Here is a 13906-nt window from a genome sequence, read left to right on the forward strand (position 1 = left end):
AAGATGGCCTTTGCCGGCCTGCGCAAGGAGGATGACCGGAACGATGTGATCGCCTACCTGGCGACCTTCTCCGAGGCATCCGAATAACCGGATCACGGCGCGCCCGAAGGGGAACGCCGGTGCCCGGTCCACTGGGGAGGAGAGACCAGCGGACCGGGGTAAGACGGCCCCCGCCCGGACCGGGCGGCGGCCACCAGCACGGCCCCAGCGGCCACCCAACGGGAGGAAAATCCTAATGAAGAAGCTATCGCTTTTGACATCTGGACTCGCGCTTTGCGTTGCCACGGCGGCATATGCAAACGACGACCTGGTCAAGCAGATGAGTGACCCCGCGCAATGGGCGATCCAGACCGGCGACTACGAGAACCAGCGGTATTCGGAACTGGACCAGATCAACACCGGCAACGTCGATGACCTGCAGGTTGCCTGGACCTTCTCGACCGGCGTCCTGCGCGGCCACGAAGGTTCGCCCCTGGTTGTCGGCGACACGATGTACGTCCACACGCCGTTCCCCAACATCGTCTACGCGCTGGACCTGGCCGACGAAGGCAAGATCAAGTGGCGCTACGAGCCCAAGCAGGACCCGGACGTCATCCCGGTGATGTGCTGTGACACGGTCAACCGCGGCGTCGCCTATGCCGACGGCAAGATCTTCCTGCACCAGGCCGACACCAAGGTCGTCGCGCTGGATTCGGAAACCGGCGAAGTGCTGTGGGAGGCCGTGAACGGCGATCCCTCGATCGGCGAGACCAACACCGCGACCGTGCTTCCGGTCAAGGACAAGGTGATCGTCGGCATCTCGGGCGGTGAATTCGGCGTCCGCGGCCACGTGACCGCCTACAACATGGAAACCGGCGAACAGGAGTGGCGCGCCTACTCGATGGGGCCGGATTCCGACATCCTGATGGACCCGGAAAACACCACCCACCTGGGCAAGCCGGTTGGCCCCGACTCTGGCATCAACACCTGGGAAGGCGATCAGTGGATGATCGGCGGCGGCACCACCTGGGGCTGGTACGCGGTCGATATGGAGGAAAACCTGGTCTACTACGGCACCGGGAACCCCTCGACCTGGAACCCGGCGCAGCGTCCCGGCGACAACCGCTGGTCCATGACCATCATGGCGCGCGACATCGACACCGGCATGGCCAAGTGGGTCTACCAGATGACCCCGCATGACGAGTGGGATTACGACGGCGTCAACGAGATGATCCTGACCGACCAGGAAGTCGACGGCGAGATGCGCAAGCTGCTCACCCACTTCGACCGGAACGGCCTGGGCTACACGCTCGACCGCGTCTCGGGCGAGCTGATGGTGGCCGAGAAGTTCGACCCGGTGGTGAACTGGACGACCGGCGTCGACATGGACCCCGAGTCCGACACCTATGGCCGTCCGGCCGTGGTGGCCGAATACTCGACCGAGTACAACGGCGAGGACGTCAACTCGACCGGCATCTGCCCGGCGGCGCTTGGCTCCAAGGACCAGCAGCCGGCGGCCTATTCGCCGCGCACGGAAACCTTCTACGTGCCCACCAACCACGTCTGCATGGACTACGAGCCGTTCCGCGTGGCCTATACCGCCGGTCAGCCCTATGTCGGTGCGACGCTGGCGATGTACCCGGCCCCGGACAGCCACGGCGGCATGGGTAACTTCATCGCCTGGGACAACCTCAAGGGTGAGATCAAGTGGTCCATCCCCGAGCAGTTCTCGGTCTGGTCCGGTGCCCTGGCAACCGCGGGTGACGTGGTGTTCTACGGCACGCTCGAAGGTTACCTGAAGGCGGTCGACGCCAACACCGGCGACGAGCTGTACAAGTTCAAGACCCCCTCGGGCATCATCGGCAACGTGATGACCTACGAGCATGACGGCAAGCAGTATGTCGGCGTTCTCTCGGGTGTCGGCGGCTGGGCCGGGATCGGTCTTGCGGCCGGCCTGACCAACCCGAACGACGGTCTTGGTGCCGTGGGCGGCTATTCGGCCCTCAGCGACTACACCGCGCTTGGTGGTCAGCTGACCGTCTTTGCCCTGCCGGACTGATCCGCGCAGCATGACAGGGGCCGGCGCAGCCACGCGCTGCGCCGGTGCCCCCGGAAACGACACTACCGAAAGGCGAGCCCCCATGATGCTGACCGCATCCAGAACCCTTCTTACCGCTGCGGCCTGCGCGCTATTGCCCGTGATGGGCCTGGCCCAGAGCTGGAGCGACCAGCCGGTCGACCCCGCCAAGCACCAGGGCGAATTCGACGCCGCCTATGATGATGACGGGATCTACTACAACGCCGACGACATCGTGACCTACAACGTGCAGGACGACGGCACCGTGGACTGGCCGACCTTTTCGGGGTTCCGCCGCTATCACGCCGAATGCCACGTCTGCCACGGCCCCGACGGCGAGGGATCGACCTATGCCCCGAAAATCAAGAATTCCGCCGTCCACATGGGCTATTACGAGTTCTACGACGTGGTCGTGAACGGCCGCAAGAACGGCAACTCGGTGATGCCCCACTTCGGCGACAACCCGAACGTGATGTGTTATCTCAACGACATCTATGTCTATCTTGCCGCCCGTGGCATGGAGGCCGTTCCGCGCGGCCGCCCGGGCAAGAAGGAACCCAAATCGGACCTGGTGCGCGAGATGGAAGATGCGTGCATGGGCTGATCTTGCCGGCGCCCTGGCGCTGGCCCTGCTGGGCCTGACCCTCACCGCGCCGGTGGGGCAGGCCCAGACCTCTGACCTGGTGTCGAAGACGGCCTTGCGCGTCTGCGCCGACCCGGCCAATTCGCCGATATCGAACCGCGACGGCACCGGCTATGAAAACGCCCTGGCCGAGCTGATCGGCGACAAGCTGGACCTGCCGGTGACCTATACCTGGTATCCGATGGCCACCGGGTTCATCCGCAACACGCTGAAGGCGAAGAAATGCGACCTGGTGGTGGGCTATGCCCAGGGGCACGAACTGGTCCTGAACACCAACCATTACCTGACCTCCGCCTTCGTGCTGATCGTCCCCGAGGACGGCCCGCTGGCCGCGGTCGAGGGGCTGGCCGATGACCGGCTCAAGGGTTTGAGGCTGGGCGTGATCGCCGGCAGCCCGCCGGCCACGCACATGGCGCGCAACGGGCTGATCGGCAAGGCGAAACCCTATCACCTTGTGGTCGACCGGCGGCATGAAAACCCCGCCATCGACATGCTGGACGATCTCAAGGCCGGAGAGATCGACGGCGCGGTGATCTGGGGCCCCATCGGTGGGCCCCTGGTCAAGTCCGGTTACCCGGGCATGAAGGTCATTCCGCTGCTGAACGAAACCCTGCCGCCCAAGATGTTCTATCGCATCACGATGGGCGTCCGGAACGGCGAGAAGGTCTGGCAACGCAAGCTGAACTCGCTGATCCGCCGCCATCAGGATGAAATCGACGCCCTGCTGGCCGAGGCCGGTGTGCCGCTGATTTCCGACCTGGGCGACAAGGTGATCGAGGTCACGCAATGAGACGTGCCCTGGCGGCGATCGCGCTTGCGGTGCTGCCGGGGCTGTCGCTTGCCCAGACGGTGCCGGAACCGCAGGGCTATCGCATGGACCACTACCGCGCGCCCGTGCCGGCCACCCTGCAGGGCGGGATCGTGGTGGGGCCGGAGGCGGCGCATGACCTGTGGACCTCGGGTGAGGTCGCTTTCATCGACGTGCTGCCGCAGGCGCCGAAACCCGCCGGATTGCCCGAGGGCACGATCTGGCGCGACAAGCCGCGCGACACGATCCCCGGCGCGCTCTGGCTGCCCAACGTGGGCTATGGCGCGATTGCCGAGGTGACGGCAGAGTATTTCCGCCGTGGGCTGGACCAGGCGACCGGGGGAGACAGGACCCGCCCGGTTCTGTTCTTCTGCCTCGAGGATTGCTGGATGAGCTGGAACGCCGCCAAGCGCGCGCTGGAATGGGGGTATGAGACCGTCTACTGGCTGCCCGAGGGCACGGACGGCTGGATGCTCTGGGATTACCCGCTGGAACGGGTCACACCGCTGGAACCGCAGCCCTGAGTCAATACCCCGCCAGCGACTTGTGCGCGTGGCTGACCGTGCCGCTGGTGTCCCGCAGGGTCACGTCCACCGACCGCGTGCGCGCGGGGATGGACACCCCCAGGCGCGGGTTTTCCGACAGGGAAATGGACCCGGTCACACCGACATAGCCCGCGCCGTCCAGGTCGATCTCCAGGTCCTCGACATAGCGCATCGGGATGAACAGCAGCGAAATCTGGTCCATCTGCATTCCCGAATGCGAGGGGTGCGAGATGTCCACGTCCAACTGCCGCAGCCGCGCCGAAAGACCTGCCAGCCGGTCGCGCGCGGTGTCCGCGTCGGCCAGGCTCAGCGTCATGTTGCCAAGGGTCTTGAGCGCCTCCTTGGGGTCGCTGCCCGGCGGAGCGGAACAGGCGCCCTGGCCCGAGGTCTTGACGAAAGCCTCTGTCACGAAAAGCCGCCCGTCGCCGGTTTCGGCGACGACGTGCAGCGGGGTGGGGCCGTTGACGCGCATGGTGACGTCAAAGAAGAAACTGTCCTGCGGGCTGTCCAGCGAAAAGACCGCCGAGACCGGCATGGGGTTTTCATCGAGGATGACAGAGACGCGGGCGATCTGCCCGCCCTCGGGCGCCACGACGTGCGCGGCGATCTGGGTGCGGGCGTCGTTGGGCGTCCGGTAAGGCACGTCCAGTGCGATCAGCCGCGCGCCGTCCAGCAGCGGGCGGGTGCCGTAAAGCTCATCCCGGATCTGGTCCCAGCTTTCACCCGCGAAACAGGGCAGGGCGGTTGCGCCCAAGAAAAGCGCGGCAACAGCGTTTCGGATCATCATCCATCCTCCGTCATGACAAAGGTCCCGAAGGCGCGCGGGCCGTCGCCTGTCTCGATCTCGGCGATCACCTGCAGCGTCGCGGCGTCGATCACGCTGACCGTGTTCTCGAACCAGTTGGCGACGAGGATACGCTGGCCGTCCGCTGAGATGTCAATGCCCTCGGGGTATTCGCCGACGCTGATCAGCGCCTCGGGCGCCAGGGTTTCCAGCGCGATGACGCTGACCGTGTCGGCATATTGGTTGGTGACAAAGGCACGGCCCCGCGCGAACCCCACGCCATAGGGGCGGGCGCCGACGGGCACGGTGGCCAGCACCCCGGCCCGGGCCGCGTCGATCACCGTCATGTCATTGCTGCCGACATTGCCGACGAACAGACGCCCGTCCGGGGCAAAGCGCAGGCCGAAGGGGCGGGTGCCCACGGTCACGCGGGCCAGCGGCGCCAACGTCTCCGCATCGAACAGCGACACCTGGTCAGCGTCGCGGTCGGCCGAGGCAATAAAGGCTCCATCTGGGGAGAGCGCCAGTCCCGCCGGGGCGGCGCCTGTCGTCAATTCGGCGGTGACGCCCAGCGTCTTGCCGTCCAGCACCCAGATCCGGGCGTTGTACCAGTCCGAGACAAACAGCCGCCCGCGCCCCGCGTCCAGCGCCACGCCGATGGGGCCGCCGTCAAGCGTCACGCGGGCCAGAACCTCGCCCGTCTCGGGCGAGAGGCGGCGCACCGTCTTGTCATCGGGGGAAACGGTATAGACCGCGCCGGCGCCCACGGCGATGCCCGCGGGCTTGCCGGGCAGGGGCCAGCGGGCGCGTTCCGTCCCCTTGTCGAGGTCGAGAACGCTCAACACCTCGCCGTTCTGGCAGGTGATGAAGGCCGTGTCGGCCAGGGCCGGCCCCGCCAACAACAGCAGGGCCAGCGCAAGATCACGAACCGGGCGCACCGAACCGTTCCACCAGCGCATCGAGGCCCGCTTGGTAGACCGCCGTCACCGCCGCGATGGCCGCCGCGTCGTTCAGGTGCTCGGGCGGGTCGTTGTTCGGGTAGCCGCGGTAAAAGGCGCCGCGCCATTCCACCAGCGAGCCGCCGCCGTCCAGCGGTTTCACCGTCAGGTGGCTGGAATAATTGGTGACGGGCAGCACCTCGACCGCGACATCGGTGATGCGGTAGGAATAGCTCATCTTCTCGTCGCTGAATTTATACAGGATCTCCGAGATCATCGGCCCCTCGGCGCCCTGGTCGGAGAGGTAGAGCTGCCGGGTGGCGTCGATCGCGTTGCCGCCCTCGCCGGATTGAGAGACCACCGCCGGGTGCCAGCCGAGATCCTGGAAATTGCCGATCGCGGCCCAGACCTCTGCCGGGGCGGCGGCGACCTCGGTCGTCACGGTGACTTTTTGCCGGGTCGGCCCATGCGCCAGCGCAAGGCCGGGGGCAAGGATCGCGGCCGTGGCCGCAAGGAACAGGCGTCGTTTCATTTTTCCTCCTCAACGAAAAACGCGGTCTTCAGGATGTAGCGCATGGCGCGGCTCCAGGACTGGTCGGTGTTGCCCCGGAAATCGACGACCCGGCCCTTGACCATCTGCCCGGTCTCGGCGTCGCGCATCTGCAGGTTCATCGACAGGATCAGGTTCGACACCTTCTGGACCTCGCCCACCAGCGCATAGTCGGCGCCCAGCTTGGTCGCCATGCGGGTATCGCAGCCATAACATTTGGCCGGGTTCACAATCCGGTCGAGGTCTTCCCGGACCGGGTCGAGGTCGAGCAGTTCATAGCCCTCTTCGGCGAATCTCTGGCGCACCATCTGTTCCAGCATGGCAAGGCGCGCGCGCTCTCCGTGGTCGCCGGTCTCTGCCGTCTGCAGCGAGCTGTCCAACAGGGTCAGCCCGAAGAAGGCCACCTTTTCCTGCGCGGCGGCGGCACCGGCGCCCAGGAGGAGAAAGAGTAGCGTTATCAGTCTCATGGCACCGTTCTTAGAAAATAAGAATAGTGCGACAAAGTGTATTCGGTAGGCTTTGGTATACAACCGCGCCAAAGGTATCGGTCGCCGCAACACCGGCGATCTGGAAGGCTCCGGGACAGCGCCCACAACCGGTAAAACGGGCCGAAGGGAGGAGAAAGTGCGATATGTTCTGATGCCGCTTCTGGCGGCTTGTCTTGCCGTGCTGGGCGCCTCTGGCGCGCTGGCGCTGGACGTGCGCGCGGCGGTGCTGCGGGTGGATTACGAGACGCTCTTGCCGATCTCGCGTTATGACCTGCGGGCCGAGGACCTGGGCTTTGCGGGCGCCATGCTGGCGGATGAGGACAACGGCACCACGGGCCGCTTCCTGGGCCATACCTACGAGACGATCCACCGGGCCACCGCACCCGAAGGCGCCGATGCGGCGCTGGACGAGATCCTGGCCGAGGGGATCACCCTGATCGTGGTGCTGGCGCGGGATGCGGATCTGCTGCGGCTGGCCGACCGCGCGGCAGAGGCCGGGGCGCTGGTGCTGAACGCAAGCGCGCCGGGGCTGGCGCTGCGCGACGATCAATGCCGGGGCAACCTGCTGCACATCGCGCCATCGAACGGCATGATGGCCGACGCGGTGGCGCAATTCGCGGTCTGGAAACAGTGGAAACGCTGGTTCCTGGTGGCCGGCTCCAACCCGGCGGATGTCGCGCTGGCAGAGGCCTATCGCAAGGCGGCGCGCAAGTTCGGCGCCAGGATCATCGACGAACGGACCTTCGAGGACACCGGCGGCGCGAGGCGCACGGATTCGGGCCATGTCCTGGTGCAGCGGCAACTGCCGGTCTTCACCCAAGGCGCCGAGGGGCACGACCTGCTGATCGCCGCTGATGCGACCGATTATTTCGCGCGTTACCTTGGCTATCACCACTGGTCGCCGCGGCCCGTCATGGGCTCGGCCGGCCTTTGGCCGACGACCTTTCACGCCGCGCACGAGGCCTGGGGCGCGACCCAGTTCCAGACCCGGTTCGAGGCGCTGACCGGGCGCTACGTCAAGCCAGAGGATTACAACGTCTGGCTGGCGCTGCGCGTGGTGGGCGAGGCGGTGACACGGGCCAGCACCGTCGATGCGATGGGCCTCCGCGACTATGCCCTGTCCGATGACTTCGAGCTGGCGGCCTTCAAGGGGCAAAAGGTGACGTTCCGCAACTGGAACGGCCAGCTGCGCCAGCCGATCCTTCTGTATGACGGCATGATCACCGTCAGCGTCAGCCCGCAGGACGGGTTCCTGCACCGGGTCTCCCCGCTCGACACGCTGGGGTTGGACCGGCCCGAATCCGCCTGCTCGGCCTTCAACTGACCGGAGTTCTGTTCGATGAAAATGCGTTCTATCACCCTTGCCCTCGCCCTGCTGGCGGCGACGCCCGCGCTGGCCAACAAGGCCTTCGTCTCGAACGAGCGGGGCAACACGATCACCGTGGTCGACACCGACACATGGGAGGTCATCACCGAGTTTCCCGGTGGCAACCGCCCGCGCGGCATCACGCTCAGCCCGGATGGCACGAAACTCTATGTCTGCGCCTCGGACGACAACCTGGTGCGGGTCTTTGACACCGAGACCTACAAGGAAATCGGCACGCTGCCCTCCGGCCCGGACCCCGAGCTGTTCGTCATCAGCAGCGACGGCAAGCATCTGTATATCGCCAACGAGGACGACAACCTGGTGACCGTGACCGATACGGAAAAGGGCGTGGTCCTGGCCGAGGTGCCGGTGGGCGTGGAACCCGAGGGCATGGGCATCAGCCCGGACGAGAAATGGGTGGTCAACACCTCGGAAACCACGAACATGGCGCATTTCATCGACACCAGCGATTACACGATCAAGCATAACGTGCTGGTCGACCAGCGCCCGCGCTATGCCCAGTACACCGCCGACGGCAAGCGGCTGTTCGTCTCGTCGGAAATCGGCGGTACGGTCAGCGTCATGGACATCGCCCCCGACGGCGCTCCGACGCTGGTGACCAAGATCGGGTTCGAGGTGCCCGGCGTCCTGCCCGAGTGGCTGCAGCCCGTGGGGGTCAAGGTCACGCAGGATGGCAATCGTATTTTCGTCGCACTAGGCCCGGCCAACCGCGTCGCGGTAATCGATGGCGAGAGCCTGGAGGTGCTCGACTACATCATCGTCGGCCAGCGGGTCTGGCAGCTGGCGTTCACGCCGGACGAAAAATACCTGCTGACCACCAATGGCAATTCCAACGACATCACCGTGATCGACGTGAAGGCCGAAAAGGCGATCAAGTCGGTCCAGGTCGGACAACAGCCCTGGGGCGTTGTCGTCACCCCGAATTAAGCAACAGGAGATCCCATGAAAACCCTCTTTGCCGCCGGCCTTCTGGCCTCTGCCCTGGCCCCCCCCGCCGTTGCCGCACCGCTCTGTGACGATTTCGGCTTTGCCGGGTTGCTGGCCGCCTGCAACCGCGCCGAAGAGCCGATCCGCCTGACGCTGGCCTCGGGCGAGCCGCTGGGCGAGGACATGGTGCTGCAATCGGGCGCCTATTACGAGCTGGAGATCGTCGCCGACGGTTCTGCCGAACTGGCGATCGAGGGGCCCAGCTTCTTCCGGTCGATCTGGATGAACGAGATCGTCATCAACAAGATCGAGATCCGCCCGATGGCGATCGATTCCATCGAGTTCGACAAGGCCGGGACGGTCACCCTGTCCTTTATCGCGATCAAGCCCGGCAGCCACATCGTCCGCATCCCCGGCACCACCGGCGAGACCCAGCGCGTCACCTTCAACATCCAGTAAACCCACGGAGTAACGAGAGATGAAATACGCCCTTGCCCTTGCCTGCGCCCTTGGCCTTGCCGCGCCCGCGCTGGCCGATGACGACCGGCCCGATGCCGCGACCGTCGCGAAAATCGAGGCCCTGCTGGCCGAGATGGAATGCCAGATGGACCCGGACGACATCGAGATGGAAGACGGCGGCTATGAACTCGACGACGTGATCTGCAAGGGCGGCAACCAGTTCGACATCGAGCTGGACGCCGAATTGAACGAGATCGGCCGCCGCGCGGAATAGCGCGGAAACACGACCTTTGGACCAGTCGCCGCAAGGCCGTCGGCGCACTAGGGTCAGGACAGGAGAGCCGGGCCGGGAGGCCCGGCAGACAGGGGAGGAACAACCATGCTGACCATCTTCAGCCGCATCGGGGCCATTGCCGCCACCGCGCTGACACTGGCCGCACCGGCACTGGCGCAAGACGTGCCCACGATCCGCGCCGCGGTGCTGAAAATCGGCACCGTCAACTGGGAACTGGCGACCATCACCGAACAGGGCTTTGACAAGAAACACGGCTTTGCGCTGGACGTGCAGGGCTATGCCGACAACGGTGCCACCCGCATCGCGGTCGAGGGCGGCGAGGCCGACATGGCCGTCGCGGACTGGATCTGGGTCGCGCGCCAGCGCGCGGCGGGCAAGGATTACGTCTTTATCCCCTACAGCCGCGCGGTTGGCGCCATCCTCGTCCCCGAGGCCAGCGAGGCGCAGGCCCTGCCGGACCTCGCCGGCGGCAAGATCGGCATCGCGGGCGGGCCGCTGGACAAGTCCTGGCTGATCCTGCGCGCCTATGCCCAGCAGGAACACGGCTTTGACCTCAAGGCCGAAACGGAACAGGTCTTTGGCGCGCCGCCGCTGATCTTCAAGTCCGGCCTCGGCGGCGACTACGCGGGCGCCATCAACTTCTGGCACTTCCTCGCCAAGATGAAGGCCGGCGGAATGCGCGAGCTGATCTCGGTCGACACCGCCGGCAAGGCGCTGGGGCTGGACCCGAACACGCCGCTGCTGGGCTATTACCTCAAGGAAAGCTTCCTCGACGCCAACCCGGGACTGGCGCAGGCGCTTTACGATGCCAGCCGCGACGCCAAGGACCTGCTGACCAATGACCCCGCCGCCTGGGAGGCGATCCGCCCCCGCATGAACGCCAAGACCGACGCCCAGTTCGAGACGCTGAAAGCCGACTGGCTGGGCGGCATCCCCGCACGCGGCCCGGTCAACATCGAGGCCGCGAACAAGATGCTGCAGGTCATGGCCGATCTCGGCGGCGCCGAGCTGGTCGGCAAGGCGGACAGCGTGCCGGAGGGTCTGTTTGCGGATCTCGACTGAGCGGGCCACCTCGCACCGCACGGTCACGATCCTGTCGATCCTCCTGCTGGGGGCGCTCTGGGTCGCGGCGGCGGCGCTGACGGCGGACCCGCAGGTGCTGCCGTCGCCCTTTGCGCTGGCGGCGCCCTTTCGCCAGGAACTCGCCAATGGCGAACTGCTCTATCACCTGGGCCAGACCGTGGTCCGGGTGCTCTGGGCCTTTGCGCTGGCGATGGGGCTGGGCACCGCGCTGGGGCTGGTCATGGGCCGGTCCGAGGCAGTGAACCGCTGGCTGGACCCCTGGCTGGTGATCTTCCTCAACTTGCCCGCGCTGGTGCTGATCGTGCTCTGTTACCTCTGGATCGGGCTGACGGAAACCGCCGCCATCGTGGCGGTGACGCTGAACAAGATCCCCAACGTGACCACCGTGATCCGCGAAGGCGCCCGCGCGATGGACCCGCAGTTGGACGCGATGGCACGCATCTACCGGATGAGCTGGCGCCGCCGCATGGCACATATCGTGCTGCCGCAGCTGGCCCCCTTCATCACCGCCGCCGCCCGATCGGGCATCGCGGTGATCTGGAAAATCGTGCTGGTGGTCGAATTCCTTGGCCGCTCCTCGGGGATCGGCTTTCAGATCCACCTGTATTTTCAGCTCTTCGACGTGGCGATGGTGCTGGTCTACGCGCTGTCCTTCATCTGCGTGATGCTGTTGGTGGAATGGCTGGTACTGCAACCCTGGGAACGCCGCGTCCGACGCTGGAGGCAGGCATGATCCGCGTCCGGATCGAGGCCAAGCATTTCGGCGAGGCACAGGTGCTGGGCCGGGTGCATTTCGACATCGCGCCGGGCGAATGCGTGGCACTCGTCGGCCCCTCGGGCATCGGCAAGAGCACCGTCTTGCGCATCCTCGCCGGCACCGACGAGGCATTCAGCGGCCATGTCGACCGCCCCGACCGCATGGCCGTCGTTTTCCAGGAGCCCACGCTCTTGCCCTGGCGCAGCGTGCTGCAGAACCTGACGCTGGTGCATCCCGACCTTGGGACAGAGGGCGCCCGCGTGGCGCTGGAGCGGGTCGGCCTTTCGGGCAAGGAAACGCTCTTTCCCGGCCAGCTTTCGCTGGGCCAGCAACGGCGGCTGGCGCTGGCGCGCGGCTTTGCCACGCCGCCGGACCTGCTCATCATGGATGAACCCTTTGCCTCGCTCGACCCCGAGACCGCAGAGCGTATGCTGGCCCTGACCGAATCCCTGATGGCCACGACCCGGCCCGCGACGCTTTTCGTGACCCATGACCGGGCCGAGGCCGAAAGGCTGGCGGACCGGATCCTGCGGCTGGACGGCACGCCGGCGACCCTGGTGGACTTAACATAAGACGGATTATAAGATGACGGACGGGCTGCGTGTCGAGGGGCTGAGTTTCAACTACGGGGCCAAAAAGGCGCTGGACGAGGTCGGCTTTGCCGTGCCCTCGGGGCGCTTCTGCGCCCTGCTGGGTCCGAACGGCGCCGGGAAATCGACGCTGGTCTCGCTGCTGACCCGGCTCCTGGTGGCGCCCGGCGGCGACATCCATGTCGCGGGCCAGGACATGCGCAGGCATCCCCGCCGCGCCCTGGCCGCGCTTGGCGTCGTCTTTCAGCAGAGCACGCTCGATCTCGACCTGACCGTGCGTCAGAACCTCGCCTATTTCGCGGCATTGCACGGGCTGCCCCGGGCGCAGGTCCCCGCCCGCATCGACGCCGCGCTCGACCGGCTGGGGATGCGCGAACGCGCCGACGAAAAGGCCCGCGCGCTGAACGGCGGCCACAGGCGGCGCACCGAACTGGCGCGCGCGCTCCTGCACGATCCGCGCGTGCTGCTGCTGGATGAACCCACCGTGGGGCTGGACGTGGAATCGCGCATGGCGATCACCGCGCAGGTGCATGACCTTGCCCGCACCGACGGGCTCTGCGTGCTCTGGACCACTCACCTGACGGATGAGGTCCGCGACGCGGACCAGCTTTTGGTCCTGCACCGGGGCCGGATCATCGCCGATGGCCAGACCGGAGAGATCCGCGGCGACATGCCCCTGTCGGACTGGTTCCTGGCCAAGACAAAGGTGCCGGCATGAGCGGACACCTGGGCATCCTGCGCGCCGTCATCGGGCGTGAGTTCCTGCGCTTCGTCCACCAGCGCGAAAGGTTCATCGCCGCGCTTGTGCGCCCACTGGTCTGGCTGCTGGTCTTCGCCGCAGGCTTTCGCGCCGCGCTCGGCCTCTCGATCATCCCGCCCTACCAGACCTACATCACCTACGAGACCTACATCGTCCCCGGACTCTGCGGCATGATCCTGCTGTTCAACGGAATGCAATCCTCGCTCAGCCTGGTCTACGACCGGGAAATGGGCTCCATGCGGCTCCTGCTCACCAGCCCCTTCCCGCGCTGGTGGCTGCTGTTCTCGCGGCTGCTGGGATCGACGGCGATTTCCATCCTGCAGGTCTATACCTTCCTCGCGGTGGCGGCGGGCTTCGGCATCACCATGCCGCCACTGGGCTATGTCGCCGCCCTGCCCGCGTTGGCGTTGGCCGGGCTGATGCTGGGGGCGCTGGGGCTGGTGCTCTCCAGCTTCATCCGCCAGCTGGAAAACTTCGCCGGCGTGATGAACTTCGTCATCTTCCCGATGTTCTTCCTCTCCTCGGCGCTCTACCCCTTGTGGAAAATGGCCGAAAGCTCGGAACTCCTGCACGACATCTGCGCCGCCAACCCCTTCACCCACGCCGTCGAGCTGATCCGCTTCGCGCTCTACCTGCAATTGAACCTGCCCGCGCTCGGCTGGGTGTCGCTCTCGGTCGCCGTGCTGATGGCCGCCGCCGTCTGGGGCTACGACCCCGCGCGCGGCTTGATGAAGCGCAAGACCTGACGCCGCGCGCGCCCTCCGGCAATGGCGCGCGCCCCGGCTTCTTCTTGGCAAATATCCCCCGGGGGGAGTCGACCGCAGGGAGACGGGGGC

17 protein-coding genes are annotated in these 13906 nt (G+C 66.2%); 13 read left to right on the plus strand and 4 right to left on the minus strand.

Features of this window, described 5'->3' with window-relative positions; genetic code table 11:
- Nucleotides 1–235 precede the first annotated feature (235 nt).
- The 4 genes from PVW46_RS21105 to PVW46_RS21120 all read left to right on the plus strand — a co-directional run bounded on the left by PVW46_RS21105 (nucleotide 236) and on the right by PVW46_RS21120 (nucleotide 4031).
- Nucleotides 236–2038: a methanol/ethanol family PQQ-dependent dehydrogenase gene (locus PVW46_RS21105; protein WP_088672534.1), complete on the plus strand. Its 1803-nt coding sequence runs from the start codon at nucleotides 236–238 to the stop codon at nucleotides 2036–2038.
- An 85-nt stretch (nucleotides 2039–2123) separates the two neighbouring features.
- Nucleotides 2124–2660: a c-type cytochrome, methanol metabolism-related gene (locus PVW46_RS21110; RefSeq protein WP_088670964.1), complete on the plus strand. Its 537-nt coding sequence runs from the start codon at nucleotides 2124–2126 to the stop codon at nucleotides 2658–2660.
- Entirely contained in the window at nucleotides 2644–3489 is an 846-nt protein-coding gene (locus tag PVW46_RS21115; protein ID WP_274577455.1) for a substrate-binding domain-containing protein, read from the plus strand. The genes PVW46_RS21110 and PVW46_RS21115 overlap by 17 nt, the downstream gene beginning before the upstream one ends.
- Nucleotides 3486–4031 (plus strand): PQQ-dependent catabolism-associated CXXCW motif protein, encoded by a 546-nt coding sequence (locus PVW46_RS21120; protein ID WP_172431599.1) that lies wholly within the window; start codon nucleotides 3486–3488, stop codon nucleotides 4029–4031. Before PVW46_RS21115 ends, PVW46_RS21120 begins: the two co-directional genes overlap by 4 nt.
- 1 nt (nucleotide 4032) lies before the next feature.
- Here PVW46_RS21120 and PVW46_RS21125 read toward each other — a convergent pair whose 3' ends face one another.
- Genes PVW46_RS21125 through PVW46_RS21140 form a run of 4 tightly spaced genes read right to left on the minus strand, consistent with a single transcriptional unit; the run spans nucleotide 4033 to nucleotide 6791 of the window.
- The gene (locus PVW46_RS21125) at nucleotides 4033–4836 is read right to left on the minus strand and encodes a quinoprotein dehydrogenase-associated SoxYZ-like carrier (protein WP_274577464.1); all 804 of its coding nucleotides are present in this window, start codon (nucleotides 4834–4836) and stop codon (nucleotides 4033–4035) included.
- The gene (locus PVW46_RS21130) at nucleotides 4836–5795 is read right to left on the minus strand and encodes a YVTN family beta-propeller repeat protein (RefSeq protein ID WP_274577457.1); all 960 of its coding nucleotides are present in this window, start codon (nucleotides 5793–5795) and stop codon (nucleotides 4836–4838) included. Before PVW46_RS21130 ends, PVW46_RS21125 begins: the two co-directional genes overlap by 1 nt.
- Entirely contained in the window at nucleotides 5758–6306 is a 549-nt protein-coding gene (locus PVW46_RS21135; protein WP_172431596.1) for an SRPBCC family protein, read from the minus strand. The genes PVW46_RS21130 and PVW46_RS21135 overlap by 38 nt, the downstream gene beginning before the upstream one ends.
- The gene (locus tag PVW46_RS21140; protein WP_172431595.1) at nucleotides 6303–6791 is read right to left on the minus strand and encodes a DUF3280 domain-containing protein; all 489 of its coding nucleotides are present in this window, start codon (nucleotides 6789–6791) and stop codon (nucleotides 6303–6305) included. The genes PVW46_RS21135 and PVW46_RS21140 overlap by 4 nt, the downstream gene beginning before the upstream one ends.
- Nucleotides 6792–6963: 172 nt before the next feature.
- Here PVW46_RS21140 and PVW46_RS21145 point away from each other — a divergent pair, with 172 nt between their 5' ends.
- The 9 genes from PVW46_RS21145 to PVW46_RS21185 all read left to right on the plus strand — a co-directional run bounded on the left by PVW46_RS21145 (nucleotide 6964) and on the right by PVW46_RS21185 (nucleotide 13816).
- On the plus strand, nucleotides 6964–8136 hold the full coding sequence (locus PVW46_RS21145; RefSeq protein WP_274577465.1) for an ABC transporter substrate-binding protein: 1173 nt from the start codon (nucleotides 6964–6966) through the stop codon (nucleotides 8134–8136).
- Nucleotides 8137–8151: 15 nt separating this feature from the next.
- Nucleotides 8152–9126 carry a YVTN family beta-propeller repeat protein gene (locus tag PVW46_RS21150; protein WP_443137060.1) on the plus strand — a complete coding sequence of 325 codons (975 nt, stop codon included), beginning with the start codon at nucleotides 8152–8154 and terminating at the stop codon, nucleotides 9124–9126.
- Between the two features lie 15 nt (nucleotides 9127–9141).
- On the plus strand, nucleotides 9142–9585 hold the full coding sequence (locus tag PVW46_RS21155) for a hypothetical protein (protein ID WP_274577459.1): 444 nt from the start codon (nucleotides 9142–9144) through the stop codon (nucleotides 9583–9585).
- Nucleotides 9586–9604: 19 nt separating this feature from the next.
- Nucleotides 9605–9859, plus strand: coding sequence for a PepSY domain-containing protein (locus PVW46_RS21160; RefSeq protein WP_043144408.1), 255 nt, complete (start codon nucleotides 9605–9607; stop codon nucleotides 9857–9859).
- 105 nt (nucleotides 9860–9964) lie between these two features.
- Entirely contained in the window at nucleotides 9965–10942 is a 978-nt protein-coding gene (locus tag PVW46_RS21165; protein ID WP_069211805.1) for an ABC transporter substrate-binding protein, read from the plus strand.
- Nucleotides 10932–11696 carry an ABC transporter permease gene (locus tag PVW46_RS21170; protein ID WP_443137061.1) on the plus strand — a complete coding sequence of 255 codons (765 nt, stop codon included), beginning with the start codon at nucleotides 10932–10934 and terminating at the stop codon, nucleotides 11694–11696. The genes PVW46_RS21165 and PVW46_RS21170 overlap by 11 nt, the downstream gene beginning before the upstream one ends.
- Complete coding sequence (locus tag PVW46_RS21175; protein WP_274577463.1) at nucleotides 11693–12292, plus strand: ABC transporter ATP-binding protein; 600 nt, start codon at nucleotides 11693–11695, stop codon at nucleotides 12290–12292. The genes PVW46_RS21170 and PVW46_RS21175 overlap by 4 nt, the downstream gene beginning before the upstream one ends.
- 13 nt (nucleotides 12293–12305) lie before the next feature.
- Nucleotides 12306–13028, plus strand: coding sequence for an ABC transporter ATP-binding protein (locus PVW46_RS21180; RefSeq protein WP_043144411.1), 723 nt, complete (start codon nucleotides 12306–12308; stop codon nucleotides 13026–13028).
- The gene (locus PVW46_RS21185; RefSeq protein ID WP_069211801.1) at nucleotides 13025–13816 is read left to right on the plus strand and encodes an ABC transporter permease; all 792 of its coding nucleotides are present in this window, start codon (nucleotides 13025–13027) and stop codon (nucleotides 13814–13816) included. Before PVW46_RS21180 ends, PVW46_RS21185 begins: the two co-directional genes overlap by 4 nt.
- The last annotated feature ends 90 nt before the right edge of the window (nucleotides 13817–13906 follow it).

The sequence above is a fragment of the Mameliella sp. AT18 genome (genome assembly GCF_028807275.1).
Classification (GTDB): Bacteria; Pseudomonadota; Alphaproteobacteria; order Rhodobacterales; family Rhodobacteraceae; genus Antarctobacter; species Antarctobacter albus.